Origin of the sequence: Nakamurella endophytica, from assembly GCF_014646215.1 — a bacterium.
Classification (GTDB): Bacteria; Actinomycetota; Actinomycetes; order Mycobacteriales; family Nakamurellaceae; genus Nakamurella; species Nakamurella endophytica.
The window spans coordinates 416,489-440,881 of the sequence record NZ_BMNA01000003.1 but is presented as its reverse complement, the minus strand read 5'-3'; the positions used below and the strand labels follow the sequence as shown (position 1 = coordinate 440,881).

Below are 24,393 nucleotides of genomic sequence, written 5' to 3'. Positions count from 1 at the left end.
CACCCACCGCGACCGACTCACGCTCCCACCGCACCGCTCGTGTCCCGTCGGTTCAACCCGCCGGCGGCGAGGCGACCTGGGTCCATTTCACCGTCGCCCGAGGGTCACCACACTCGACGCGCATGCGTCTGCCCGCCCGACGTGTGTCCTACGGAAGGAGACCTCAGGTGAGCACCGAGTTCACGCGCAGAACCGCCTTGCTGACAGGGCTGCTCGCCGTCACCGGAGCCGGCGCACTCGCGGGATGCGTCACGAACGCCAAGCCGGACGACGCACCTCCCGGTGGTCAACCGGTCGTCGACGTCAGCAAAGACCGGGTGATCAAGCAGGTCGCGGGGTTGCGGCCGTTCCGTTCGTCCGGCTTCCGGGTCGGCTCGGAACGGATCGGTACCAAGACGGTGATCCACAACTATGGTCACGGCGGGTGCGGCGTCACGCTGTCCTGGGGCACCGCGAAGATGGCGCTCGATCTCGCCCTGCGGACACCGCACCGGGCGGCGGCCGTGCTGGGCTGTGGCGTCATCGGTCTCACCACGGCTCGTCTGCTGCAAGATCACGGCTTCGACGTCCAGATCTATGCGGCAGCCCTTCCGCCGGACACCACCTCGAACGTCGCGGCAGGGGTGTTCGGCGTCACCGACGTGGCCGACGGGACCTGAGCGGGCCGTTCCTCCCCCAGTTACAGTTCGCCGCGCGCTACGCCCACCGCTACTTCCAACCGTTCGTCGGGCGCCCCGAGTACGGAGTGAAGTGGTTCGACCTGTACGTGCTCGGCGACGCGCCCATCAAGCCCCCGGCCGAGTTCGCCGTCACGCCGGAGCTCTACCCGATGACGCAGTTCGGCCCGGGCCAGCATCCCTTCACCACCCCGTACGCGGCGAGCGTGCCGACGCTCATCGCCGAGACGAACGTCTTCCTCCCGAAGCTGATGGAGGACGTTCGCCTCGCGGGCGGCAAGATCAACGTCCGGTCGTTCACCGCTACGGGCGAGCTCGAATCGCTGACGCAGCCTCTCGTGGTGAACTGCACCGGCCTCGGCGCCAAACTCCTGTTCCGCGACAACGAGTTGACGCCCGTACGGGGCCAGATCCTCTTGCTGCGACCGCAGCCCGCACTGGACCGCGGATACATCGATCCGAAGAACGACCTCTACATGTTCCCGCGCAGCGACGGGGTGGTCTTCGGCGGCAGTCACGAGATCGGCGAGACCAGCACCGAGCCCGATCCTGCGGTCACGACGCGAATACTCGACGGCGGGAAGCGCATCCTCGGCGGCAGTTGAGCGAGGCGGGAGACGCATCCTGGGCGGCGCCGTACATGCTCGACCACGCATGCCCGCTCGGCGTCAGCGTCCGAGCGGGCGCCCTCCCAGGTATCGGCCGAGCGGTCCACCCGCGGCTGTCGGGACCGCGGGTGGACCCGTCGACGCGATCAGGCCGGCCGGGCCACGGGCGTCGGGTTCCGCGGCTCGGCCGGTCCTGACCGCACGATCAGAAGTTGGCCCCCCAGGCGGTCAACCGGGCGATGCCACCGTCGCGCAGCTGGCCGTCGCTGAGCCGGTCCAGGAACGCCTGATAGGCCAGGTAGCGGGCCTTGGCGGCGTCGCTCTGTAGCTGGTACGCGGGTGGCAGCCGCCGTTCCAGCTGGAGCGGGACCCGGACCGTCAGCAGCTCCCTGGCCGCCGCCTTCGCCCGCCGGTCGCAGTGGAAGGTGTTGTCGAGTTCCAGGCGGCCGCGTTCGGTGCCGTAGTCGTAGAACTCGTACTGCAGCGACTTGGGGTCGATCCTGGTGGTGTTCTCGAACCACCGGGCGTAGGCGGCCACCTTGTAGCCGTGCGTCCGCATGACGTAGATGTGCAGCGGGACGTTGTCGAAGTTCAGCGCCTTGGGCGGCTGCTCGCCGCTGGCCCAGACCAGGTGGCTGCGCCCCCGGGCCTTGTTGCTCTTGAGCAGCGGGAGCAGGTCCAACCGTTCGCCGTAGATCTGCGCCATGTCGCCCCTGAGCCAGCTCCGGTTGCCGTGCGCGATGGTGGCCAGCATCGGCAAGAGGTCGACGCTCGAGGTCAGTTGCTGCCGGACGGTGTGGATGTCGCCGGTGAGCACGCCCCGCGGGTCCGCGACCACCATCGGGACGCTGAAAGCCTCGTCGTAGGCCGTGCCGATCTTGCCCGAGACCATGCCGTGGGCGCCGGCGTACTCGCCGTGGTCCGACATCATGATGAAGACCGTGTTGCGGGCGACCTCCTTGGGCACGGAGTTCAGCACGGTGCCGATGTGCTGGTCGACCATGACCATCATCTGCGTGTAGCTGTCCAGCGAGCGCTCCCAGTAGTTCCAGGGAGCGGTGCCGATCTGGTACTGCTTCTTCGAGCCGTCCAGGTACGGCTGGAGGGTGAAGTCGGTCTGCTTCCTGCTGTCCGTGACGCCGCCCCAGACCAGCGCCTGGACCTCCCGCGCGAACGCGTGCGCCGACGGCTTGTCGGCCAACGCCGACTCCGGCTCCCAGTTGGCCGGGACGTGGCGGTACCCGTACCGCTGCGGGGTGTCCTCCGTCGGGATCTGCTTCCAGGGACGCAGCGGGGCGGCGTTGTTGTCCGCGTACAGGGCGTTGTACCGGTCCGCCTCCGTGCCGGCCCAGAAGAACTGCTTGTCGTGCGGGTTGACGAAGCTCGCCGTCAGGCAGAAGGGCTGCTGGCCCGGCTTCGTCGCCTGCAACCACGAGGCGGCGCGGGCTGCGATCTGTCCGTCGTAGTAGTAGCCGTCCCCGTTGTCGCCCAGGATGTCCGGCTGGGTGAGTCCCTCGAACCCATACTGCGACAGGTACTCCGGCAGGTAGGCGCCGTTGCGCGCGGACGGCGACAGGTGCCACTTGCCGACGTACGGGGTGCGGTAGCCGGCCTGCCGCAACAGCTTTCCGTAGGTCGGGAAGCCGCGGCCGAGCGCGGGTGAGGGCGCGGGCTGGTCCGCCGTGCCGGTCCGCGTCGCCAGCAGCCACTGCTGCAGCGGGTACAGGCCGGTGACGAACGTCGCCCGGGCCGGGCTGCACGCCGTGCCGTTGGTGAAGTGGTTGCCGAACTTGACGCCGGACCGCCACAGCTGGTGCAGGTTCGGCATGTAGGTGGCGATGAACTGGTCGGCGTCCTTGATGCCCGCGGGGAACTCGCGCGGGTAGCGCATCTCGTCGACGACGATCAGCACGATGTTCGGCTGGCTGTACTGGTGCTTCGGCGCCGCGGTCGGGCTCTCGGCAGCGGCGGCGGTGCCCTCGAAGAGCCCGCTCAACGCGAGAGTGGCGCCGGCGGCGGCGGTGCCGGCGAGGAAGCCGCGCCGTCCGATACCGGGCCGGTCCTCCGGGTCCTGGGTCATCAGTGGTCCTCTCTCGGTGCGATGGAGCGGGCGGTGGTGCCGGCGGTCGCCGGCACCGGGTCGTCGGCACGGGCCGCCGTGGTGGCGGCCGCGGGTGCGTCACCGGTCGGTGACGAGGAGGCGGAATCGCCGGCCGCGTGCTCCGCCTGCGCCTCCAGTCGGGCCAGGTGCGCGGTGCCCTCGATGTCGAGGTTCGGTGTCCAGCGGTCGATCCAGCGGGGCAGCCACCACGCCCGCCGGTCCAGCAGCGACATCGCCGCCGGCACCAGGACCATCCGCACGATGCTGGCGTCGATGAGCACCGCGGCGGCCATTCCGACGGCCAGCATCTTGACCGTGGGGTCGGTGCTCAGCACGAAGCTGGTGAAGACGGCGACCATGATGGCGGCGGCGGTGGTGATGACCTTCGCGGTGCCGCCGATGCCGATGGCGACGCTGCGGTGGGCGTCACCGGTGCGCACCCATCCCTCGTGCACCCGGGACAGCAGGAACACCTCGTAGTCCATCGACAGCCCGAACACGATCGCGAACATCAGCATCGGCACGAAGGCCGGGATCGGCAACTGCTCGTGGATGCCGATCAGGCCGGATCCCCAGCCCCACTGGAACACGGCCACCACGACGCCGTAGGCCGCGCCCACCGAGAGCAGGTTGAGGATCGCCGCCTTGACCGGGATCAACAGCGACCGGAACGCCACCAGCAGCAGCAGGAACGACAGCGCCACCACGCCGAAGATCAACCAGGGCATGCGCTGCGCGACCTTGGCCGTGAAGTCGACGTAGCCCGCGGTCGCTCCGACCACGTAGGTCGGTGCCGGCACGGTGGGCAGCACGGAGTCCCGGAGGTGGTCCACCAGGTCGGTGGTCGCCTCGTCCTGCGGGCCGGTGGTGGGCACGACGGTCAGCACGGCGACGGTCTGGTCGGTGTTGATCGCCGGGGCGCCGACGCCCGCGACGCCGGGGGTGGAGCCGAGCGTCTGTTGCAGCCCGGTCAGCAGTATCTGGGCGTCCTGGGGCGAGGTCCCGGCCGGGACCTGCGCGACCACGCTGAGCGGTCCGTTCAGTCCCGGGCCGAAGTGGTCGGCGACGAGGTCGTAGGCGCGCCGGCTGCTGTCGGTGGTCGGGTTGGTACCGGCGTCCAGCTGGCCGAGCCGGAGCCACAGCACCGGCAGGCACAGCACGAGGAGCACCAGCGTGGCACCGATGGCCCAGGGCGTCGGCCGGTTGCTGACCTTCCGGCCCCAGCGGGCGAAGGGGCTCTGCTCGTGCGCCGCATCCGCCGCCGCGATCAGTGCGGCCGCGGACACCGCGTCCGGCACCTCGCCGGCCGACCGGGCACGACGGGCAGCGCGCAGGTCCTTGAAGGCGCGGACGTTCTGCCCGCACACCCCCATGAACGCCGGCATCAAGGTGATGGCGGCGAGCACCGCGACCGCGACGACGATCGCCGACGCCAGCCCGAGGGACCCGACGAACGGCACCCCGGACACGTAGAGGCCGAGGATGGCGACGACGACCGTGCCGCCCGCCACCACCACCGCCGCACCGGACGTCGCCGTCGACCGTCCGACCGACTCGACGACGCCCATGCCGTGGTCGAGGTTCTCGCGGTGGCGGGCGATGAGGAACAACCCGTAGTCGACGGCGACGCCCAGACCCAGCAGCGTGGCCACCGTCGGTGCCGTGGTGGGGAAGGTGACCGCCGAGGCCAGGATGGTCACCAGCGACAGCCCGGCGAGCACGCTGAACAGCGCCGAGAGCAGCGGGACGACAGCGGCGACGATCGAGCCGAACATGAACAGCAGCAACAGCAGTGCGCACGACAGGCCGATGACCTCGGAGGTCAGGTCGTGGGCGGCCTGGCCGATCTGTCCGGCGCCGGCGCCGTACTCGACCTCCAGACCCGCTGCCCTGGCCGGCTGCACCGCGGCGTCGAGGTCGGCGAGGTACTGCTCGTCCAGTCCCGCGGGGACGACGTCCCAGGAGACCGTCCCGTAGGCCGTGGTGCCGTCCCGGGCGACCTGCGGCGAGCCCGGGGTCGCGAACGGGCTGCTGGAGGCGATGACGTGCGGCAGCTTCGCGACGTCGGCCATGGCGGTGTTGACGGCCGCGGTCTGCGCGGAGACCGCGCCCGTGGGTGCGTGGAAGACGATCTGCCCGGCGTAGCCGCCCTGCTGCGGAAAGTCCTGCTGCAGCACCGCCAGTCCGTCGGCGGACGGGCTGCCGGGCACCGAGTAGTCGTTGGCGAACGTGCCACCCGCGACCGCCCGGACACCCAGCAGCGCACCCAGGATCGCGACCCACACCAGCAGGACGGACCACCGGTGCCGGGCACTGAACCGGCCGAGGGCGTCGAGGAACTGATTCATGGCAGGGGATCCCGTTCACGGAGCCGGATGAGGTGCGCCGTGGCGGGAGGGCATCTGCCCGGACCGCCGGCCGCCCGACTCTGTCAGCGCCGTACAGCCGCCCGGAAGAGGGAAGCAGGCAAACTGGGAGTGCGCGACCCGAAGACTAGGGAGCGGACTGGGGACCCTGGGACCATTCCTCGGGGCGGCGACCCGACGGGCTGCGTACCGTCGGCGCGTTCACCGTCCGGTCGGTGAACCCAGGAGTCGCTGCAGTCGATCCGCCAGCTGCCGGCGCGAGGAAATTCCGAGCTTGGCGTAGACGTTGGTCAGGTGGAACTCGATGGCCTTGCGGGAGACGTACAGCCGGGCGGCGGCCTCGCCGTTGGACAGGCCCAGGGCGACGAGCCGCGCGACCTCGAGCTCCCGGTCGCTCAGCAGCGGAGGACCACCGGCCGGCGGCCGGTCGCTCTGCAGGTCCGCCAGGCGGTTCTCGCACTGCGCCACCCGCGGCCAGGCCCCGATCCCGGCGAAGAGCCCCCGGGCGACGGTCAGCGCCGCCGTCGCAGCCCGAACATTGCCGGTGCGCAGGGCCATCTCGCCGCGGACCTGGGCCTCCCGGGCGCGCAGGAAAGCGTTGTCGGCGGGGATCGCCGACGACGCCGAGCGCAGCACGGCATCGGCGTCGGGCAGGTCGCCGGCCGCCAGCGTCGCCTCCGCCAGCACCACCAGGGCCTCCGCCGCCACCGATCCCGGGTGGCCGACGACGTCGCCGGCGACCCGAGCGGCCGGTCCCGGACTGCCCGCGGCCAGCAGGGCCGATGCGCGCAGGAGTCGACGTTCCCGTGCCCGCAACTGGATCTCGGGCCGTTCGACGGCATCCAGCTCCGCGGCTGCCGCCGCGGGATCGCCGTTCAGCAACGCCTGGACCGCCGCGGCGATCGCGACGTACACCCGGTTGGTCTGCGACCCGAGCAGTTCCGTCCAGGCACGCGCCGCCTGCAGCTGCTCGAGTGCCCGCTCGTCCTGCCCGTGTTCCGCGAGCACCCTGGCGGCTACCGCATGGACGATGGGACGCTCCACCGCCCTGCTGTCGCCCTCCTCCACGGCCAGCAGCAGCTCGACCGTGGCCATCGACTCGGTCCAGTGCCCGGAGAGCAGGCGCCACTCCGCGATCAGCGCGAGCGAGAGCGCCAGCAGGGCCGGAACGGGACGGCCCGCCCTGATGTGCTGCTCGACGAGCGCCAGATCCGCCGCCGCCGCCCCGTCGTCACCGGTCCACAGCCGGATACCGCCGCGGGTGGCGAGCAGCGGCACGTCCCCGCTGTCGAGGACTCCACCCACGGCCGGGGGCACCTGGACCATGGCGACCGCGTCCTCGGGACGCCCGGCGATCATCTGGCTCATCGCCCCGAGCACCCGCGCGAGTTGCCGCCAGGCGGGGTGCGCACCCGGATTGGCGAGCACGCCGTCGACGTCGGCCATGCCGTCCGTGCCGGTGAGCACCTTGCGGGTGGCCTCCAGCAGGCTGACCGATGCCTCGAGCCGGGCGTCCGGGGTCTCCACCAGTTCCTGGCGGGCCTGTGCCAGCAGGTCCCGGCCGGCCGACAACTGCCCGGCGAGCAGGGTGAGCGCTGCCAGCACGACCGTCCGCTCGCTCGACGGCGGGGCGGCCAGCACGTCCGCACGGCAGCTGAACGCCCGCACGATGTCGCCCTGTGTCGCCATCAGGCCCACCGCCCGCAGGAACCGTCGCGCGCGCAGCTCGGGGTCCGGCGAGATATCGGCCGCGGAGAGCAGCAGGCCGATGGCGCCGTCGAGATGTCCGACGAGCTCCCGTGCCGCAGCCGCCTCGGTCGCCTCGACGGCAAGCGCCTCGTCGTAGCCCTGAACGGCCCCGAGGCGGTGACGCAACGCCGTCTCCCCGGACAGGAACGGCAGGACCGCCGCCTCGATCGCCCGCCGGTGCGCCGGCTCCAGGGCGTCGCGCACGGCGGTGACGATCAGGGGGTGAGGCACGCCGAGCGTGCGCCCCAACGCTGTCAGGGTCTCCCGCAGCAGACCGGCGGCGACGGCTTCCTCGACGACGGGGGTCGGGTCGGCGACGCCGGCGACGGCCTGCAGCATGCGGATCTCCACCGGCCTGCCGACCACGGCCGCCGCTGCCACCACGGATCGGGCAGCAGGGCTCAGCGCCTCGAAGCTCGCTGCTATCGCACCGGCGAGGCTGCGGGACAACGGGAGCGGGCCGGAGACGGCCGACAGCTGTTCCCAGGAGGCGGTTTCCACGATCAACCGGGCGTGCAGCGGGTGACCGCCGGTCTGCTCGGCCAGCCGTGCGGCCGCGGCGGGCGCCAGCCGGCGGCCGTGGTGCCGGCGTGCCAGTTCGGCCACGTCGTCCTCGGTGAGCGGTCCCAGTTCGACGGCGGCGCCCGACCCGGCGGCCGTCGAGGGCCGCTGCCAGCCCAGGTCCACCGAGCGGACTCCGCCGCGGGTCGTCACCACGACCAGGGCCCTCTCGACGGTCAGCCGGCGGACAGCGAACTGCACCGCCGCCGCTGTCGCGCCGTCGAGCCACTGTGCGTCCTCCACGAGCAGCACCAGCAGCCGGCCGGGTTCGAGATCGCCGAGCACCCGGACCAGCTCCGCGCCGACCGCCAGCACCGACGCCCCGACGGGGGCTCCGGCGGCCAGGTGTGGCCAGGGGGCGGCCGCCGCCCCGGACAGCACGGGGGCCAGTTGGGCCAGCGCGCCGTACTCGGTGGACGATTCCAGAGGGTCGGCGAGCACCCGCACCAGCCGGTGCGGCACCGCGGACAGCGCCGCCTCGACCAGAGTGCTCTTGCCCATCCCCGCCGGCGCGGTCAGCAGCACGAACTGGGACCGCCCCGAGTCGGCCGCCGCGAGGGCCGTGCGGAGGAGGGCGAGCTCGGCGGTCCGTCCGACGATCGACGACGCGCCGGTCACGCCGGCGCGCTCCCGGTCGGCGCTGCCGCACGCGTCCGCACGCCAGGATGGTAACGAGCACGAGCCGTCACCGTCGGAGCGAAGACCGACGCCCGCGGACAGCACCGGATCAACCGCCGGCGCGGTCCTGCAGGTAGGTCAGCACCGCGAGGACGCGGCGATTCGTCGTCCTGTCGTCGCCGGGGATCGGCAGCTTCGTGAACACGGAGGCCACGTAGGCCTCGACCGTCCTGGCCGACAGGTACAGCGCGGCGGCGATCCCGGCGTTCGACCGTCCCTCCGCCATCAGCTGCAGGACCTGCGTCTCCCGCTCCGACAGCACGCCGAGCGGGGACCGGCGGGCCGGGTGCTGCAGCAGGTGGGCGACGATCTCCGGGTCCACCGCACTGCCTCCCGACGCCACCCGGCGCAGGGCGTCGATCAGCGCCGCGGTGTCGTCGACCCGGTCCTTGAGCAGGTAGCCGGTTCCGGCTGCACCGGCCCCGAACAGCGTCCTGGCCCAGTCGCCGTCGGCATACGTGGACAGCACCAGGACCCCGACACCGGCCGCGGTCCGCCGCAGTTCCACTGCCGCCCGGATGCCCTCGTCGGTGTGGGTGGGCGGCATGCGCGCATCCAGGACGACCGCATCCGGCCGGTGGGTCGTCACGGCGTCCGCCACACCCGCCGCCGAGTCGAGCTCCGCGGCGACCACGATGCCGGCCGCCCGCAGCAGGGCGGCCAGGCCGCTCCGGAACAGTGCCGAGTCGTCGACCAGCACGACGGTCAGCGGATCGGTCATCGACTCCCGTCCTCTCCGCCCGGCACGGGTAGTTCGGCCAGCACCGTGCTCCCCGACCGGTCGTGCTGCGGACAGGGATCCGCGTGGACGTCGAGCGCGCCACCGAGAGCCCGGATGCGGTCGGTCAACCCGGCCAGACCTCCACCCGGGACCACTCGCACGGCGCCCGTCCCGTCGTCGGTGATCACCGCGCGCACGACCACTCCGTCCCACTGCAGCGACACCCGGACGCACTCCGCCGCCGCGTGCCGGACGCTGTTCGTCACCGCTTCGGCCACGACGAAGAACAGCGCGCTCTCCACGTCGGGCGGAGGTCGGTGCGCGGTGAGCCGGTCGTCGAGTCGTAGGTCCAGTCGCACGTCACCGGGCACCGGAAGGCTGCGCACCGCCGCCGGGAGTCCCTGCTGGGTCAACACGGTCGGGTGGACTCCCCGGGCGAAGGCCCGGAGATCCGCGAGCGCGGCGCGCAGCCCCGACCGGGCCTCCGCCACGACCGCGGGCAGCGCGGCGAGCGGCACCAGATCACTGCGGGCGAGGGTGGCCGCCACTGCCAGCAGGCCCTGCTGAGCGCCGTCGTGCAGGTCTCTCTCGATCCGCCGGCGCTCCTCGAGCGTGGCCTCCACGATCCTCGCGCCGGCCGCCTCGAGCTGGACCACCCGCTCGCGCAGCTCACCGGCCAGGCGCACGTTCTCCATGCCCACCCGGACGGCGTGCAGGGCGGTGTCCAGCACCGGGTCCTCCGCCAACCGGCGGTCGACGTCGACCATCAGCAGGAGGGTGCCGTCGTCCTGCCGGACGTCGCAGCGACGGCGCTCCGCGGCCGCGGCCCCGGTGCCCGCGGCAGGCGACGCGACGGTGAGTGCGGGGTCGACGAGCACCGAGCGCAGGGTGGTCTGCAGCCGGGCGAGGTCGGCGCCTGCGGCGGCGGCCAGCACCTGCTCGGACACCGCGGCGGCAGCGATGCGGCGACGGAGCAGGTCCGCGAGCAAGGTCACCGGCAGCGTGGCCGCCAGCAGGTCGCGGACCAGTGCCGGTGCCGCGAGCCCCGGACCGGCGAGTCCCAAGGCCCACACGGCCTGGTCGACAGCGGCGGCCGCGGCGCAGCCCACGCCGACCGAGGCGAGCGGGAGCGCCGCCCGCCGGGTCAGTCCCGGCGCGTGGACGACGCGCACGACGATCGCCGTGGCCGCGACGACCAGCAGCGCCGCCGTACCTCCGCGGCCGAGGTCGACGGCCACGACGTCGTGCCAGAACGGTGAGCGGACCGACGGCCAGTGCGGCGGCCGCCGGAAGCCGTCCGGACGGAGCCCGGTGGTGCCCGCCGCGAGCAGCCGGGTGGCGACCGCCCACACCGCCAGCACGACGACCATCCGGCGCCCGCCGGCGGTGAGGCGAGCGCTCGGGTACCGCAGCACCAGGGCGACGGCCAGCGGCAGGTACACCGGCTCCAGGACGAAGCCGAGCGGCGTGAGCCCCGCCGAGGCGTACACGTCGTTGTTCAGGTCACCGGGCAGCGTGCCGAGAGCCACCCACAGGCATCCCCACCCGGCGGCGGACGGCAGGCCGGTGGACAGCAGAGCCAGGCCGGTGACGGCGAACGCACTGACGACCAGCCAGGTGATCGCGACGGACGCCGCGGCACCCGACAACCGCGGCGCCGACAACGCCACCTTGGCCGCGATCGTCACGACGGCCACCACGGTGGCGGTGGTGCGACCCCGCCAAGGCCGGAGCTGCGTTGCCGACCCCCGCACCGGCTCAGCACCAGTGGGCGGCCAGCGCCCGGGTCATCACCGAGGCGCCCAGGTTGCGGTAGGCCTCGAAGTCGAACTCGTCGTACATCTCGTACGTGTACTGACTCACCGGGAACCCCGGATGCCGCTTCCGATAGCTTTCCAGATCCCAGGACAGGCCCTGAGGGAGAACGCACTTCAGGTAGTGGATGACGGTCGTCGCCCCACCCGGCCAGGTGGCCGTCGCGGAGGTCCAGGCCCGCGCCGGTCGCTCCCCGGCGCCGCGCTGCATCGGTCCCGGCTCGAAGTCGATCTCGACTCCGAGGTCCATCCGGGCCGACGCGATGGCGTCGCCCATCCCGGCGAAGGTGTCCTCGGCGTCGCCCGATCCGTCCAGCAGGACGATCTCCCGCGGCCTGTGGCGCAGACCCTCGACGAGACCCAGGTTGTCGTAGTGGCCGCCGTCGGTCAGGTACAGGAACGGCCGGTAGATGCTCGCCGTCCCGAACGCCTCGGCGACGACCTGGAACGGCGTCAGGGCCCCCATCCACCTGTCGAGCCGCAGCACGGTCTTCCGCCAGGACCCCGTGACAGCGTCGGTCGGGTGTCGCATCCAGCAGGGATTGCGGACCCACACGCCGAGGCGGATGTTCGCCAGCGCCAGCAGCAGGCGGTAGGCGCCCCAGGTCTTGTCGGCCCGACCGGCCAGCGGTGCGACGGCCGCCGCCGAGATGGCCATCGCCGTGTCGAGGGTCATCGGGTCGTGGGACAGATTCCACGGTCGCCAGTCCCCGGTCGGCAGGCACCCGGTCCCCGACAGATCGCCGAGCGTCTCGTCCGTGAAACCGATCTCGTCACCGAGAACGAACGTGGTCCCGTTCCGCGCGGTCGGCAGCAGGTCGCCGTCCTGGACGTTGGCCGTGGCGCAGAGCACCAGCCGTGGGTGCGGGTGCAGTCCGGACTCCCCTCGCGCCGCCACCGCGAGTGCGGCGCCGCGGCGCGGTTCGGACCCCGGTGGTGTCGGGGGCGCCTCGGGCAGGAAGGCCTTGGCCAGCCGGTTCCGGTAGAACGTGTGCATCGAGGTGCTGTTGGCCGACAGGAAGATCGTCACCGCCGTCAGGACCGAGGCGACGGTCAGGACGAGGGCGGCTGAACGACCGGGTGCCAGCAGCCAGGAGGTCTCTGCCACCAGCAGCACGAAGCCGAGCAGCCCGGCCACCGCGACGCCCAGTTTGGGCGCCAGACGACTGCGGACGAACGCCAGGATGCGTGCCCCCACGGAGGAGTCGTGCCCGACGGCCGTCGCCTTCATCGACGACCTGACGAGGGCGGCGACCGTGCTGACGGCCGAGAGGACGCCGGCGACGGTGATGCCGCCGGCCCAACTGCCGAGCGGATGGGCAAGCCAGAAGTCGTGGAGCAGACACGCGAGCCAGGGCACCCCGGGATAGAAGACCAGCACGGCAACGGAGATCGCGAGCAGCGTGTTCGGGGTGTTGTCCAGCCAGGCCGCGGCCGCACCGATCCAGCCGTCGGCGGAGCGGGACGCCCCGTCGCGTCGGCGGCGTGCGATCCCGTCCGCAAGGCGCCGCAGTCGGCCCGGGAACAGCTGGCAGCACAGGAACGTCACGAAGGACGACAAGGCCAGCGCACTCGGTATCCAGAACAGCCCGATGGCGGAACGGCCGCCCGGATCGAACCGCCAGCGGGCGTGCTCGCCGCCGGACACGTCGACCAGCCCCACCAGACGGACGTGCTCGACGAGCAGCCAGGAGACGACGCAGACGGCGGCGCCGGCGATCAGCAGGTTCACCAGGATGCCGAGGAACAGCCAGGACACCAGGTCGAAGCGCGCCCGCGCCGTCGAGGCCAGGTAGTTCGTGTTGCGCCGGAGCTCGGCGACGTCGCTCCCGCCGGGGGCGAACGGGCGCTGGTTCCGATCCCGGTCCGGCTGCGCGTACCGGGCGGCGAAGGCGGCGGCCGTGTAGCCACCCCCACTGACGGCCACGACGGCATCGGCCCGTTCGTACCGGGTGGACGTCTCCCCCGGGGTGGTCGGCGTGTTCAGTACCTGGAGTGCTCCGAGGCAGAACGAGGCCGACTTGATGCCGCCGCCGGAGCAGCAGATCACGGTGTCCGGCCGGTCCTGCGGTGCCGTCCCCGCGGCACCGCCGCCCCGGCCGGCGCCCGGTCCGCCGCCGGCCGGGTCCGCCGGAGCCGGGACCCGTGGGGAACCGATGGACACGACCACCGCCAGCGCCAGTCGGCGGAGCACGGCGGTCACGGCCACGGCGACGGTCAGGCCGGCCGTCACGAGGAACGCCGGATTCGAGATCCCTTGGTGCCACGTGCGACCGGCCGTGACCCCGTCGACGACGAGCACCAGGGCGAGTACCGCCCCGCTCGTGGCAACGGTAGCCAACGCGTACACCCCGAGCCGCCGGCCACGCTCCTCGATGGCCGAGGACGACGGCATCGGGGGCTGCGGTCCTTGGGACCGGTCGTGATCGTCCTGCGATTCTCGGCCGGCCGGCGTCTCGCCGCTGGTCGCCCGCTCGTCGGTCATGGACATGGACAGTCGGCCTCCTGTCGCACTGCGCCGAGACGGTGGCAACGGGACGTCGCGAGCCGGCCGGTTCGCCGACCGCGGTGCCACCGAGCATCGGCACGGGACGGTTGATACACCCGCGGGACATCTTTCGCACAACGGACATGGCGAGCTACCGGGTGGACCCGTGCGAAAGACGCGGGAAATCGCGGTAGCGGGTCGCCGACCGCCGGAAGCATCCTCGATCCGCCGACTCCACCGGACACGCCGTCCGGATCACCGCCGGGTGAGGGTCGGGACGCATGGCGCCGTGCGTCCCGACACCGGGGTCGGGTCTCCCGCCGATCGGCTGTGCCGCGGCGTCCTCCCCGACCACCGACGGTGGTCCCCCACGGAAAACGAGTGCTGCCATGAAACTCTGGAAGTTCGCCGCTGCCCTGGTGGCCGGCGCCTACCTCACCACGGCGGCCGCCGGGACGGCCGCCGCCATCGCCACCGGCGCCCATCCGTCGCCGGCGGCCGTTGCGATGACCGCGCCGGCCCGACCACCCTCCTTCGTACCCCCGCACGTCCTGCCGCCGACGTCGATCCTCGCGGTGCGCGGCCCGGCAGGTGGGACACAGGTCCTCGACGTGCGCGGTGCGCCGGCCGGGCTGCGTCCCGGTGTCGTCGTGGTGTCCGGTCCCGGGCGAGCCGCCGCCCACGGGTTGCTCGTCACGGTGAGGCAGGTCCGGCATGCCGGCGGGAACACCGTGCTGACCGTGACGCCGGCGCAGTTGACCGATGCCCTGGCCCCGGGCACCTACTCGCACCACGCCGAGCTGGGTGGGACGGCGTCGGGCAAGGCGCGCATCACGGCCCGGTCCACCGGCGTCGCGGTCCGCCCGGAGGCCTCCACCGGCGGATCGAAGTCGTTCTCGGTGCAGATCAACAAGTGGCTGTCCTGCAGCGGGTCGGTCAGTCAGGTCAAGGTGTCCGGCGCGCTGTCCATCCGGCCGTCCGTCGACCTGTCGTTCGTCATCGGTCTGGTCAGGGGCCTGCCCGGGATCCAGTCCGCGTCCTTCCACGTCAACGTCGTGCAGGACGCCGTCCTGCAGGCGAGCTTGCAGGCCGCTGCCTCGTGCAAGGCGTCGTTCAAGCTCGTCGACCTGACCCTGCCCGCCTTCTCGATCGGGCCGGTCCCGGTCACCGCCAGCATCGGTCTCGCGGCCGACGCGACGGTCGGGGTCGAGGGTTCGGCCTCGGTGGGTGTCCACGAGCACTTCGAAGCCGGAGCCGGCTTGGACGTCAAGGCCAATGCGGTGACGCCGTACTCGCACATCGTCGGTCCGAACTGGTCGTTCGACCAGCCGCCACAGATCAGCGCGAAGGGCAAGCTCGAGGTCGGGCTCACCGCCACGGCCAGCCTGCAGGTCGCCGCCCTCGTCGGACCGCGCCTGGATACCCGGGGGTACGTGGGGATCTCGGCAGATCCCTTCCAGGTCCCGTGGCTGCGGGCCTACGCCGGTCTGTCCATCGACGGCGGCCTCCGACTGCTGGTCTTCAACCTGGGCTCCTGGCACATCTGGGGCAAGGAGTGGACGCTGTTCGAGGCGCTGGGCATCCGCGCCGGCGCCCTCCCCGCTGCCGTCGCGGGCCAGCCCTACACCGCACGGGTGTCGGCCGCGGGCGGGACGGCTCCGTACGTCTTCAGCTCCGCTGGACCGCTGCCGGCGGGCCTGACCCTCGGCCAGGACGGCACGATCACCGGCACGCCCGACGCGACGGGCGGTCAGGACAGCACCACCTCGTTCGACGTCGTGGTCCGCGACGCCGCCGGGGCACAGGTCACGCGGACGTTCAGCATCGCGGTGCACCGGATGGGCATCGTCGACGACACGCTGCCGACCGCGCTCCCGGGACGCCCCTACAGCGCCGCGCTGTCGACGGTCGGCGGCACGGGATCGACCACCTGGGCGGTGATCTCCGGTTCGCTGCCCGTCGGGCTGTCACTGTCCCCGAGCGGTGTCCTCAGTGGCACCGTCGGCGACTCCGCAGCGATCGTCAACCGTTTCACCGTCCAAGCTGTCGACGCCGCGGGAGCCGTGGCGACCAAGGACCTGGCGGTCACCGTCCGGCGCGTCATCACGCCACCCCCGCCGCCGCTCGGTGGGTGCGCGCTGCCCGGCGTGACCTCCGGCGCGGGCGCGGTTCCGATGATGCTGCCCCGGTGCTGACGCGGGTGCAGTGACGACCGGCAGCGCCGGGAGATCCTCGTGGGTCTCCCGGCGCTGCCGGTCCGTCGGCCCAGCTACCGGTTCCGGCAAGAAGCGCGGGCAGGTCGCGCGGATACGCCACGCAGGAGCAGACCTCGGGGCTCCGGCCGGTCGGCACATTGTGCGGAACGGTCAACCGACGCGGTCAACCGACGCCTGGACGGCGCCGTGCTGCATGCGACCCTACTGGTACCCGTCCACCGTGCTCGGTAGATGTGCGGTGGTTTCGTGGCTCGTGAGCAGCCAGAACTTCTCGGGCCTGTACGGCGTCCCGACGTCGACGAGCCCCCCGTTCTCTGGTGACCACGGGAGCGCGGTACTTGGGCGGAGCCTGTCGTACTGCGACGCACCGCGGACTTCGCTCATCCGACGGCGAGGACTGGGTTCATCGGTGCACTTCCCCGAACGTCACTGGGCCGGCACGCGCGGCGGCCGCGCGTTCCAAGGGCTGAGGTTCTGCACCACTTCCGCGTAGAAGCTGTTTGTCAGGTCCTGCACCGACTTGATGAGACCTCCCGGGACGGAGGACCGCCGGGACCCGATCGGCGCCTCCATGACCACCCGGAAGGCCCGGATTTCGCGGCCGTCCGCGGGCAGCAGTTGTTCGGGCTTCTTCCGGAGCGCGCCGACCAGTGCGGCGGTAGACGCACCCCTTCCGCCTGCGAGTGCGGCCTCGACACGCAAGCTGTCCCGGGCGCCGACCGGCAGCTGCCGGAGCAGCCAATTCACCCGAGTCAGCGGCCGACCGTCGCGCGGAGCGTCGAGTTGGATGGAGCAAGCCACCCGCTCCGCGCGCAGGTCCGCGCTGAGCACGAGAACGTCGACGGCTCCAGGCACCCGGAGAGTCCCGAACAGCAGACCCGAGTCGGCCAACTGTTGGCATCGAGTTGCCGCATCCGGAGCGTTCCGCGGCGGAAGCGATTGCACCTCGACGCCCAGCAGAGCGGACAACCGCAATGCGACGTGCTCGACCAGTTGGTCGAAGCGGCCGCTGACCTCCGCCGCGTTCCGGTCGCCGCTGCGCAGAGTCCTTGCTTTGACGGCGTCGCGGACGCCGACCCAGCGGGGCCCCATGTCGGTGAATCCGTGCAGGCCCGACTTGGGGTGAGACATGTATCGCACGAATTCGTCCAGGACCCGGCGTTGGGTCGGGTCCGCGACCCCGTGATGTCGTGTCAAGAGGACCGCTTGCGTTCGGATCTGATCCCAGGAGAGGTGGATGAGCTTCACCTTCTTGAGCTTCCGACGGTCGACGCTCACCGGACTGTCCTCAGCTCCGGCCAGCTCGTTGCTGATCGTGACAACGGCGTCGTAGCCCTTGTCCTTGGCGATTCCGAGATAGCTCTCGACCTGGTCGGCTCGAAGTTGACCCGTTGCGGTCTTCGCCTCCACCAACGCCTGCCACATGCGCTGACCACGGGTCACCCGGATGACGCCGTCCGGCCGATAGGCCTCCTCGTCATGACCGAACGGCACTTCGATGAACGTCTCGACCATGCCCGCAGGTGCGCCGCAGCGAGCGGTCAGAGCTCGGCCGAAGTCGCGGACGAGCGACATCACCGCCAGCAGGGCCGAAGTGGCCCGACGCTCCTGTTCCTCGCCACCGCCGATGCCCGCAACCGGGAACAGCCGTGCCCGCTGCCAATCGGTGACGTCGTCGGCGGGAATGGTGGCGTTCCAATCAGCCGGCATCCGCGGCGCTCGGGCGGGCCGCCGTACGGACAGCCGACGCTGTGCCGTCTGAGCGGCGGGTCCGGGCACAGAAGCGGAGTCTCCTGCCGCCTCGTCTCCAGCGTCATCAGCGGGGATCGCCTCCACAGCACCGACCGGCTCCGTGCCAGCCTCCGGGGGATCGGTCATCGTGGAGGAACTGTCGTCCTGAACTGCAATGCCATGGTCTGCAATGAGCGCCGCGAGTCCGTGCTCGTAACCCTGCCCGATCGCCCGAACCCTCCACTCGCCGTTCCGGCGGTAGAACTCCCCGAACAGCAGCGCCGTCTCCCTGGAAGCGCCCTCGACTGGGAACGACAGCACGTCCTGTGCGTCTGCCGTGCGCTGGAGGCGCATGGACAGGACAGTCGCATCGCCGAAGGTGGCATCCGAGCCCGGATCGATGCTCGCCGCCAGGACGATACGGTCCACGTCATCCGGCACGTCGTCCAGCTCCAGCGTGATGATGTCCGCCGATGCGTCCTCGCCCGAATCGTCGGCGGCATCCGACCGCACCTTCTCGCGAAGATGGATCGCACCCCCCAGCGCGACCGGTTGGTTGTAGAACACCAGGTCGTCGTCCGATCGTGCGCGCCCGTCCGCCGCAAGCAGCAGCACGCTGGCGTCGGCCGCCACCGGAAGGTCGGACGTGCCCCCGGACTCCAGCACCACTGTCACCGAACCAAGCTCGGCATCCAGATCGCGCAGTGCGACGTTCGCACCTTTCACCAATCGCCGCGGCAATGTCTCCCCCGTAGTCATTCGAGGGATCATCACACGGGGTCTCACGCCGTCGTCAGAAGCCGGCGGCCGCCTGCGTGCCCTCGTGTCGCGCGGACCTCGGACCCGCTCCGTCGACCCGCACCGCTGACATGGATGGACGACGCCGGTCCAAGGCGTCTCCTCGTCTCAGTTCACCCGATCGGGCGTCTTCCCCACCGAGCCGCGAGCTGCCAGGTTAACCGTGTTAGTAACCGCAACCAGGAGGTCAAGGGTGACCCGTAGGCTTCGTCGTCGTTGGTTCGCCGTGGCGGCTGTCGCCACGGCCCTGACCGTGATCGCCGGGTGCGGCTCGTCCAGCAGTCCGGCCGCCTCGTCGTCCTCGTCGTCCTCGTCGTCCCCGGCGTCGTCGAGTGCGTCCGGTACGAGCGACCCGGCCGGCTCGGCGAGCGGTTCGCCGGCCGCCACCACCGCCTCGAGCTCCTCGCCGGCACCGTCGTCGTGGTCCGGCGAGCTGACCGTCTGGCACTACTGGGACGGCAAGAACGCCGACACGTTCTCGGCGATGGCCCAGAAGTACCAGACGGCCCATCCCGGGGTGACCATCAAGGTGGTCAACGTGCCCGGGAGCGACATGATGACCAAGCTGCAGGCCGCCGTCTCCTCGCGGACGCTCCCGGACATCTCGATCGGCGACCTGGTCAACGTGCCGCGGCTCGTGCAGACCGGTCGACTGGTCGACCTCACACCGTTGATCCCGCAGGCCGACTGGTCGGACATGTACCCGGCCATGCTGAGCTTCGGCACCAAGGACGACCAGCAGCTGTCGATCCCGGTCTCGGCCAACGACCTCGGACTGATGTACAACGCAGACCTGGTCCGGCAGGCCGGGTTCGATCCGGCGAAGCCGCCGACCACCTGGGACGAGATGAAGACCGCGGCGGCGGCGATCAAGGCCAAGACCGGCAAGGCGGGCTTCGAGCTCTTCACCCAGGCCGGCGACAACGGGGAGGGTTTGACCTGGAACTTCCAGGTCAGCCTGTGGCAGGCCGGCGGCGAGTTCCTCGACGAGGGCAACACCAAGGCCGCTTTCAACTCCGACGCCGGCCGCAAGGCCCTGCAGTACTGGGTCGACCTGATCGACGCCAAGGCCAGCCCGCTGGCGCCGTGGGGCGAGTTCGAGAAGGGCAACGCCGCGTCGGCGCAGGAGGGTTCCTGGATGGTCGGCATCTGGGCGGACAAGCCGCCGTTCACCTTCGGCACGGCACAGATCCCCGCGCCTGCGGACGGCCGCAAGGCCACCAACCTGGGCGGCGAGCAGGCGGTCGTCTACAGCTCCGACGACGCGCGCGAGAAGGCGGCCGCCGACTTCCTCGCCTGGTTCGACGGGCCGGCGCAGAACCTGTCGTGGAGCGAGCAGACCGGCTTCCTCCCGGTACGCCGCTCGGTGGCCGAAGGCGCCGAGTACAAGTCGTTCGTGGCCAAGACCTCGCCGCGGATGCAGCCCTTCGTCGATGCGCTGCCCACCGCACACGCCCGGCCGAACACACCCCAGTACGCGGAGGCGTCCCTGGCCTTCGCCAAGCAGGTCGAGAAGGCGCTGTACGGAAAGGCGACCGTCGAGCAGGCGCTGTCCGCCGCGGAGGCCGACGTCAACCAGGTCCTGTCCGCGACCCCGTGACCGACACCGCCACCCGTCCGGCACCGATCCCTCCCCGCTCGGCGACATCCGTCGGGCGGGGAGGGGCGTCGTCCGCAGGCATCCGGCGCCGGCGGAGCCGTCCCGGCGACACCCGCACCGCCGCACTGATGCTCGCGCCCACCCTGGTGGTGATCGGCGTGTTCGTGGTGTACCCGATCGTCGGCACCGGCTACCTGAGCCTGACGTCCTGGGACGGCTTCAGCGAGATCAAGAAGTGGGTCGGCCTGGGCAACTACACCAGGCTGTTCCGTGATCCGGCCTTCTTGAACTCGCTCTGGGTCACGGTGCTGTACGGGGCCGGAGTGTGCGTGGCCGGCGTGGTGTCCGGACTGGGCATCGCCGTGCTGCTCAACGGCGCGTTCCGCGGTCGCGGCGTGTACCGGGCGGTCTTCTTCCTGCCCGTGGTGACGTCGTCGATCGCAGCGGCGACCGTGTGGCGGTACGTGTTCGGCGACACCGGCGTGCTGGACGCCGTTCTCCGGTTCCTGCACCTCCCGGCCCCGAACTGGTTGGGTGACCCGTCGCTGGCGCTGGTCAGCCTGGTGCTGCTGACGGCCTGGAAGAGCCTCGGCCTGAACGTCGTGCTGTACCTGACGGCACTGCAGACACTGCCCGCGGACGTCTACGAGGCCGCCGCCGTCGACGGCGCCTCGCGCTGGCAGCAGCTCCGCCGGATCACCGTGCCGCTGCTGGCGCCGATGACCTTCTTCGTCGTGATCGAGGGCTTGATCACCAGCTTCCAGAGCTTCGACCTGGTCTACGCACTCACCGGCGGCGGCCCCCTCGGCGGCACCGAGACACTGGGCTTCCTGACCTACCGGGAGGCTTTCCGGCTCTCGCACTTCGGCTACGGCGCTGCAGTGGCCTACACCGCCTTCGCCCTCGTGCTGGGCGTCACGCTGATCCAGTGGCGGCTGGGCGGCCGGGAGAGGTGGTCGTCGTGAGCTCCGTGACCACGACCCCGGTCCCGAGGCCGGCGACCGTCGCCCGGCCTACCGGCCGGACCGCCCCGGTGCTCCGGCAACTGCTGCTGCTGGCGTTGGCCGTCGTTGTCGTGGCACCTTTCGCGTGGATGGTCACCACGTCGCTCAAGGACTACGCCGACGTCTACCGGCCGCCGTACCTGTGGCCGCAGGAGTTCCACGTCGGCAACTACGGTCGGGCCTGGGACGCCGCTCCGTTCGCCGGCTACTACGTCAACTCGCTGATCATGACCGGCGGCATCCTGGTCGGGCACGTGATGCTCGACACCCTGGCCGCGTACGCCTTCGCCCGGCTGCGCTTCCCCCTCCGCAACACGCTCTTCCTGGTGCTGGTGGCCACCATGCTGGTCCCCCAGTTCGTCACCGTGCTCCCGGCCTACGACCTGGTCATCCGGCTCGGCTGGTACGACAGCTACGCGGCTCTCATCGTGCCCCGGATGGCCGACGTGTTCGGGATCGTGGTGCTCCGCGCGTTCATGGCGTCGATTCCCGCCGAGCTGGACGATGCAGCCCGGCTGGACGGCGCCGGCCCGTGGCGGAGCCTGTGGTCGGTGACGCTGCCGCTGTGCCGGCCGGCGCTGGCCACCGTGGGCATGTTCAGCTTCCTGTACGCCTGGAACGACTTCCTGTGGCCCCTGCTGGTGACGTCCGACGACACCCACCGCACCATCCAGCTGGGCCTGTCCACGTTCAGCAGCAAGTACGGCACCTACCCGGAGCTGTTGATGGCCGGCACCGTGACCGCGGCCGTCCCGGCCCTGGTCATCTTCCTGTTCCTGCAGCGCGCCTTCATCCGCGGCGTCGCCAGCACCGGACTCAAGTAGAGGACCCGACGTGAGCTCGTCCCACAGCGCCCCGACCACCGCGTCGCCGTCCGCGCCGCACCGGCCGGACTGGGTGCCCGATGCGGTCTTCTACCAGATCTTCCCGGACCGCTGGGCCCGGGCCGGCGGGCCGGATCCCGACCTGCAGCCGTGGGGCGCCCCGCCCGACCGCGACCGCTTCCAGGGCGGCGACCTGATCGGGATCACCGAGCACCTGGACCATCTCGCGGATCTCGGGGTGACGGCGCTGTACCTCACGCCGGTCTTCGCGGCCGGGACGAACCACCGCTACGACACCGAGGACTACTTCCGCATCGACCCGATGCTCGGCGACGACGCCAACTTCGACAAGCTGGTCGGCCAGGCCCACGAGCGCGACATCCGGATCGTGCTCGACGCGGTGTTCCACCACTGCGGCTACGGCCATCCCGCCTTCCAGGACGTCCTGCGCCGGGGGCCCGAGTCGCCCTACGCCAACTGGTTCTTCGTCGACAGCTACCCGGTGTCGGCCGACCCGGAGCCGACCTACCGGACGTGTTCGGGCTGCTGGTACCTGCCGAAGCTGAACGTCGACCACCCGGCGCTACGGGCGCACCTGTTCGACGCCGTCCGGCACTGGACGACCCGGGGCATCGACGGCTGGCGGCTGGACGTGCCCTACATGATGGAGAACCCCGGCTTCTGGGCGGAGTTCCGCCAGGTCGTGCGCGAGATCAACCCGGACGCCTACATCGTCGCGGAGGTGTGGGAGCCGGCCGGCGAGTGGACGACCGGCCGGACCTCCGACGCCGCGATGAACTACCAGCTCCGCGACGCCCTGCTGGACTTCCTGGTCGACCGGCGCACCGGCGCGGGCACGCTGGCCGCGCGCACGGCCGAGATCGACCGCGAGGTGGGCGCCGACGCCGCCGGACACATGCTGAACCTGCTGGACAGCCACGACACCGCCCGACTGCGGACGGTGTGCGGGGGCGAGCCCGAACTGACCCGGCTGTCCCTGGCCACGCTGTTCGCCCTGCGCGGCGCACCGATGGTCTACTACGGCGACGAGGTGGGCATGGCCGGACTGAACGACCCCGAGTGCCGCGGTGCGATGCAGTGGGACCGTGCCCGCTGGGACACCACGACGCTGGACCAGGTGACCGCGCTGATCCGCCTCCGCCGGGGCAGCGTCGCCCTGCGGCGCGGCGACCAGCTCGTCACGGCGGTCACGGACGACGTCGTGCGCATCGACCGCCACCATCCGGATCAGCAGGTCGCCGTCCTGGTCAATCGGGCCAACCACCCCGCACACGTGGCGATCGACCCCGCGGGGGTGGACCTCGCCACGGGCGCCGCCGTCCCTGCGGGATCCGTGGCGGTCCCGGCCCGCGGCGCCGTCTTCGTCGACACCACCCGCCGGTGACCCGCGCCACCGCCCGATCGGTCGCCGAGGCCGCAGGAGTCTCCCGGACCGCGGTCTCGTTCGCCTTCAACGACCCGGCGAAGATCTCGGCCGACACCCGTCGCCGCATCCTCGCCGAGGCCGAGCGGCTCGGCTACAGCCCGCACCCGGTCGCCCGGGCACTGAACCGCGGCACCACCGACGCCCTGGGACTCCTGCTGCCGCAACCCATCCCGGAGGTGCTGGAGAACCCCTACTACAACCTCTTCCTGCAGGGCGTCGGTCAGGTGTGCCAACGCGAGGGCCTGACGCTGCTGCTGACGCCCCCGTTGCGCGGTTCGATGCTGACCGCCATCCCGTACGCCGCCGTGGACGGCTTCATCGTCTCCGGCCTCGAGGTGGACCGCGGTGAGGTGGCCGCCCTGCAGCGCCGGCACGTGCCGTTCGTGCTGGTCGACTCCGATGCGCCGGAGGGCGTCCCCAGCGTCGAGGTCACCGACCGCCAGGGCATGGCCGACGTCGTCCAGCACGTGCTGGAACTCGGCCACCGCCGGATCGCGCTGCTGTCGTTCGAGGCCGGGCCGGACCGGGCGACGGGCTACCGCGGGCCGCTCGCCCGGCGGTTGGCGGGGGCCGACGAGGCGCTGCGGCGCGTCGGTCTGTCGCTGTCCGCGCCCGGCATCGACCTGGTCGAGGTGCCGTGCACGCGCGGCGCCGGGTACGACGCCGTCGCCGCGCTGCTGGCCCGCGCCGACCGGCCGACGGCGATCGTGACCTTCAGCGACATCCTGGCGCTGGGTGCCCTCGACGCCGCCCGTGACGCCGGCATCGACGTGCCGGGCGAGCTGTCCGTCACCGGCTACGACGACCAGCCCGACGCCTCCTACGCTCGCCCGCAGCTGACCACCGTCCGGCAGTCCATCGAGGCCAAGGGCAGGGTCGCGGCGGACTTCCTGGTCTCGGCGATCACCGGCGACGCGCACCACCCGCACCAGGTCCTGCACACCACGCTGATCGTCCGCGGATCGACCGGTCCGGCTCCTGACGACCGGATCCCGGCGGGCTGAGACCGG

At 71.7% G+C, this 24,393-nt stretch carries 15 protein-coding genes; 8 read left to right on the top strand and 7 right to left on the bottom strand.

Features of this window, described 5'->3' with window-relative positions; all coding sequences use genetic code 11:
- The first annotated feature begins 122 nt into the window (after positions 1-122).
- Both IEY37_RS09195 and IEY37_RS09190 read left to right on the top strand, forming a co-directional pair.
- Positions 123-659 carry an FAD-dependent oxidoreductase gene (locus IEY37_RS09195; protein ID WP_188941225.1) on the top strand — a complete coding sequence of 179 codons (537 nt, stop codon included), beginning with the start codon at positions 123-125 and terminating at the stop codon, positions 657-659.
- Positions 660-745: 86 nt separating this feature from the next.
- Positions 746-1,282, top strand: a complete 537-nt coding sequence (locus IEY37_RS09190) for an FAD-dependent oxidoreductase (protein WP_188941224.1) — start codon at positions 746-748, stop codon at positions 1,280-1,282.
- 208 nt (positions 1,283-1,490) lie between these two features.
- Here IEY37_RS09190 and IEY37_RS09185 read toward each other — a convergent pair whose 3' ends face one another.
- The 6 genes from IEY37_RS09185 to IEY37_RS09160 form a co-directional block, all read right to left on the bottom strand.
- Positions 1,491-3,365 (bottom strand): sulfatase-like hydrolase/transferase, encoded by a 1,875-nt coding sequence (locus IEY37_RS09185; RefSeq protein WP_188941223.1) that lies wholly within the window; start codon positions 3,363-3,365, stop codon positions 1,491-1,493.
- Positions 3,365-5,734: an MMPL family transporter gene (locus IEY37_RS09180; RefSeq protein WP_188941222.1), complete on the bottom strand. Its 2,370-nt coding sequence runs from the start codon at positions 5,732-5,734 to the stop codon at positions 3,365-3,367. Before IEY37_RS09180 ends, IEY37_RS09185 begins: the two co-directional genes overlap by 1 nt.
- A 219-nt stretch (positions 5,735-5,953) precedes the next feature.
- On the bottom strand, positions 5,954-8,680 hold the full coding sequence (locus IEY37_RS09175) for a helix-turn-helix transcriptional regulator (RefSeq protein WP_188941221.1): 2,727 nt from the start codon (positions 8,678-8,680) through the stop codon (positions 5,954-5,956).
- Positions 8,681-8,789: 109 nt separating this feature from the next.
- On the bottom strand, positions 8,790-9,461 hold the full coding sequence (locus tag IEY37_RS09170; protein WP_229674218.1) for a response regulator transcription factor: 672 nt from the start codon (positions 9,459-9,461) through the stop codon (positions 8,790-8,792).
- A complete protein-coding gene (locus tag IEY37_RS09165; RefSeq protein WP_188941220.1) occupies positions 9,458-11,149 on the bottom strand; it encodes a sensor histidine kinase in 1,692 nt (563 codons plus the stop codon). Before IEY37_RS09165 ends, IEY37_RS09170 begins: the two co-directional genes overlap by 4 nt.
- Before the next feature lie 70 nt (positions 11,150-11,219).
- Positions 11,220-13,670, bottom strand: a complete 2,451-nt coding sequence (locus IEY37_RS09160; RefSeq protein WP_188941219.1) for a hypothetical protein — start codon at positions 13,668-13,670, stop codon at positions 11,220-11,222.
- 482 nt (positions 13,671-14,152) lie between these two features.
- On the opposite strand from IEY37_RS09160, the gene IEY37_RS09155 reads away from it, so the two are divergent.
- A complete protein-coding gene (locus IEY37_RS09155; RefSeq protein ID WP_188941218.1) occupies positions 14,153-15,958 on the top strand; it encodes an Ig domain-containing protein in 1,806 nt (601 codons plus the stop codon).
- Between the two features lie 447 nt (positions 15,959-16,405).
- On the opposite strand, the gene IEY37_RS09150 is transcribed toward IEY37_RS09155, so the two are convergent.
- Positions 16,406-18,469, bottom strand: a complete 2,064-nt coding sequence (locus IEY37_RS09150; protein WP_188941217.1) for a TerD family protein — start codon at positions 18,467-18,469, stop codon at positions 16,406-16,408.
- Between the two features lie 232 nt (positions 18,470-18,701).
- On the opposite strand from IEY37_RS09150, the gene IEY37_RS09145 reads away from it, so the two are divergent.
- From IEY37_RS09145 to IEY37_RS09125, 5 genes are all read left to right on the top strand, one after another.
- Positions 18,702-20,108 (top strand): ABC transporter substrate-binding protein, encoded by a 1,407-nt coding sequence (locus IEY37_RS09145; RefSeq protein WP_229674217.1) that lies wholly within the window; start codon positions 18,702-18,704, stop codon positions 20,106-20,108.
- 128 nt (positions 20,109-20,236) lie between these two features.
- On the top strand, positions 20,237-21,073 hold the full coding sequence (locus IEY37_RS09140; protein ID WP_188941216.1) for a carbohydrate ABC transporter permease: 837 nt from the start codon (positions 20,237-20,239) through the stop codon (positions 21,071-21,073).
- 68 nt (positions 21,074-21,141) lie between these two features.
- Positions 21,142-21,936 carry a carbohydrate ABC transporter permease gene (locus tag IEY37_RS09135; protein WP_373298303.1) on the top strand — a complete coding sequence of 265 codons (795 nt, stop codon included), beginning with the start codon at positions 21,142-21,144 and terminating at the stop codon, positions 21,934-21,936.
- Between the two features lie 10 nt (positions 21,937-21,946).
- Positions 21,947-23,341, top strand: a complete 1,395-nt coding sequence (locus IEY37_RS09130) for a glycoside hydrolase family 13 protein (RefSeq protein WP_188941215.1) — start codon at positions 21,947-21,949, stop codon at positions 23,339-23,341.
- A complete protein-coding gene (locus IEY37_RS09125) occupies positions 23,338-24,387 on the top strand; it encodes a LacI family DNA-binding transcriptional regulator (protein ID WP_188941214.1) in 1,050 nt (349 codons plus the stop codon). The genes IEY37_RS09130 and IEY37_RS09125 overlap by 4 nt, the downstream gene beginning before the upstream one ends.
- Positions 24,388-24,393: the final 6 nt, after the last annotated feature.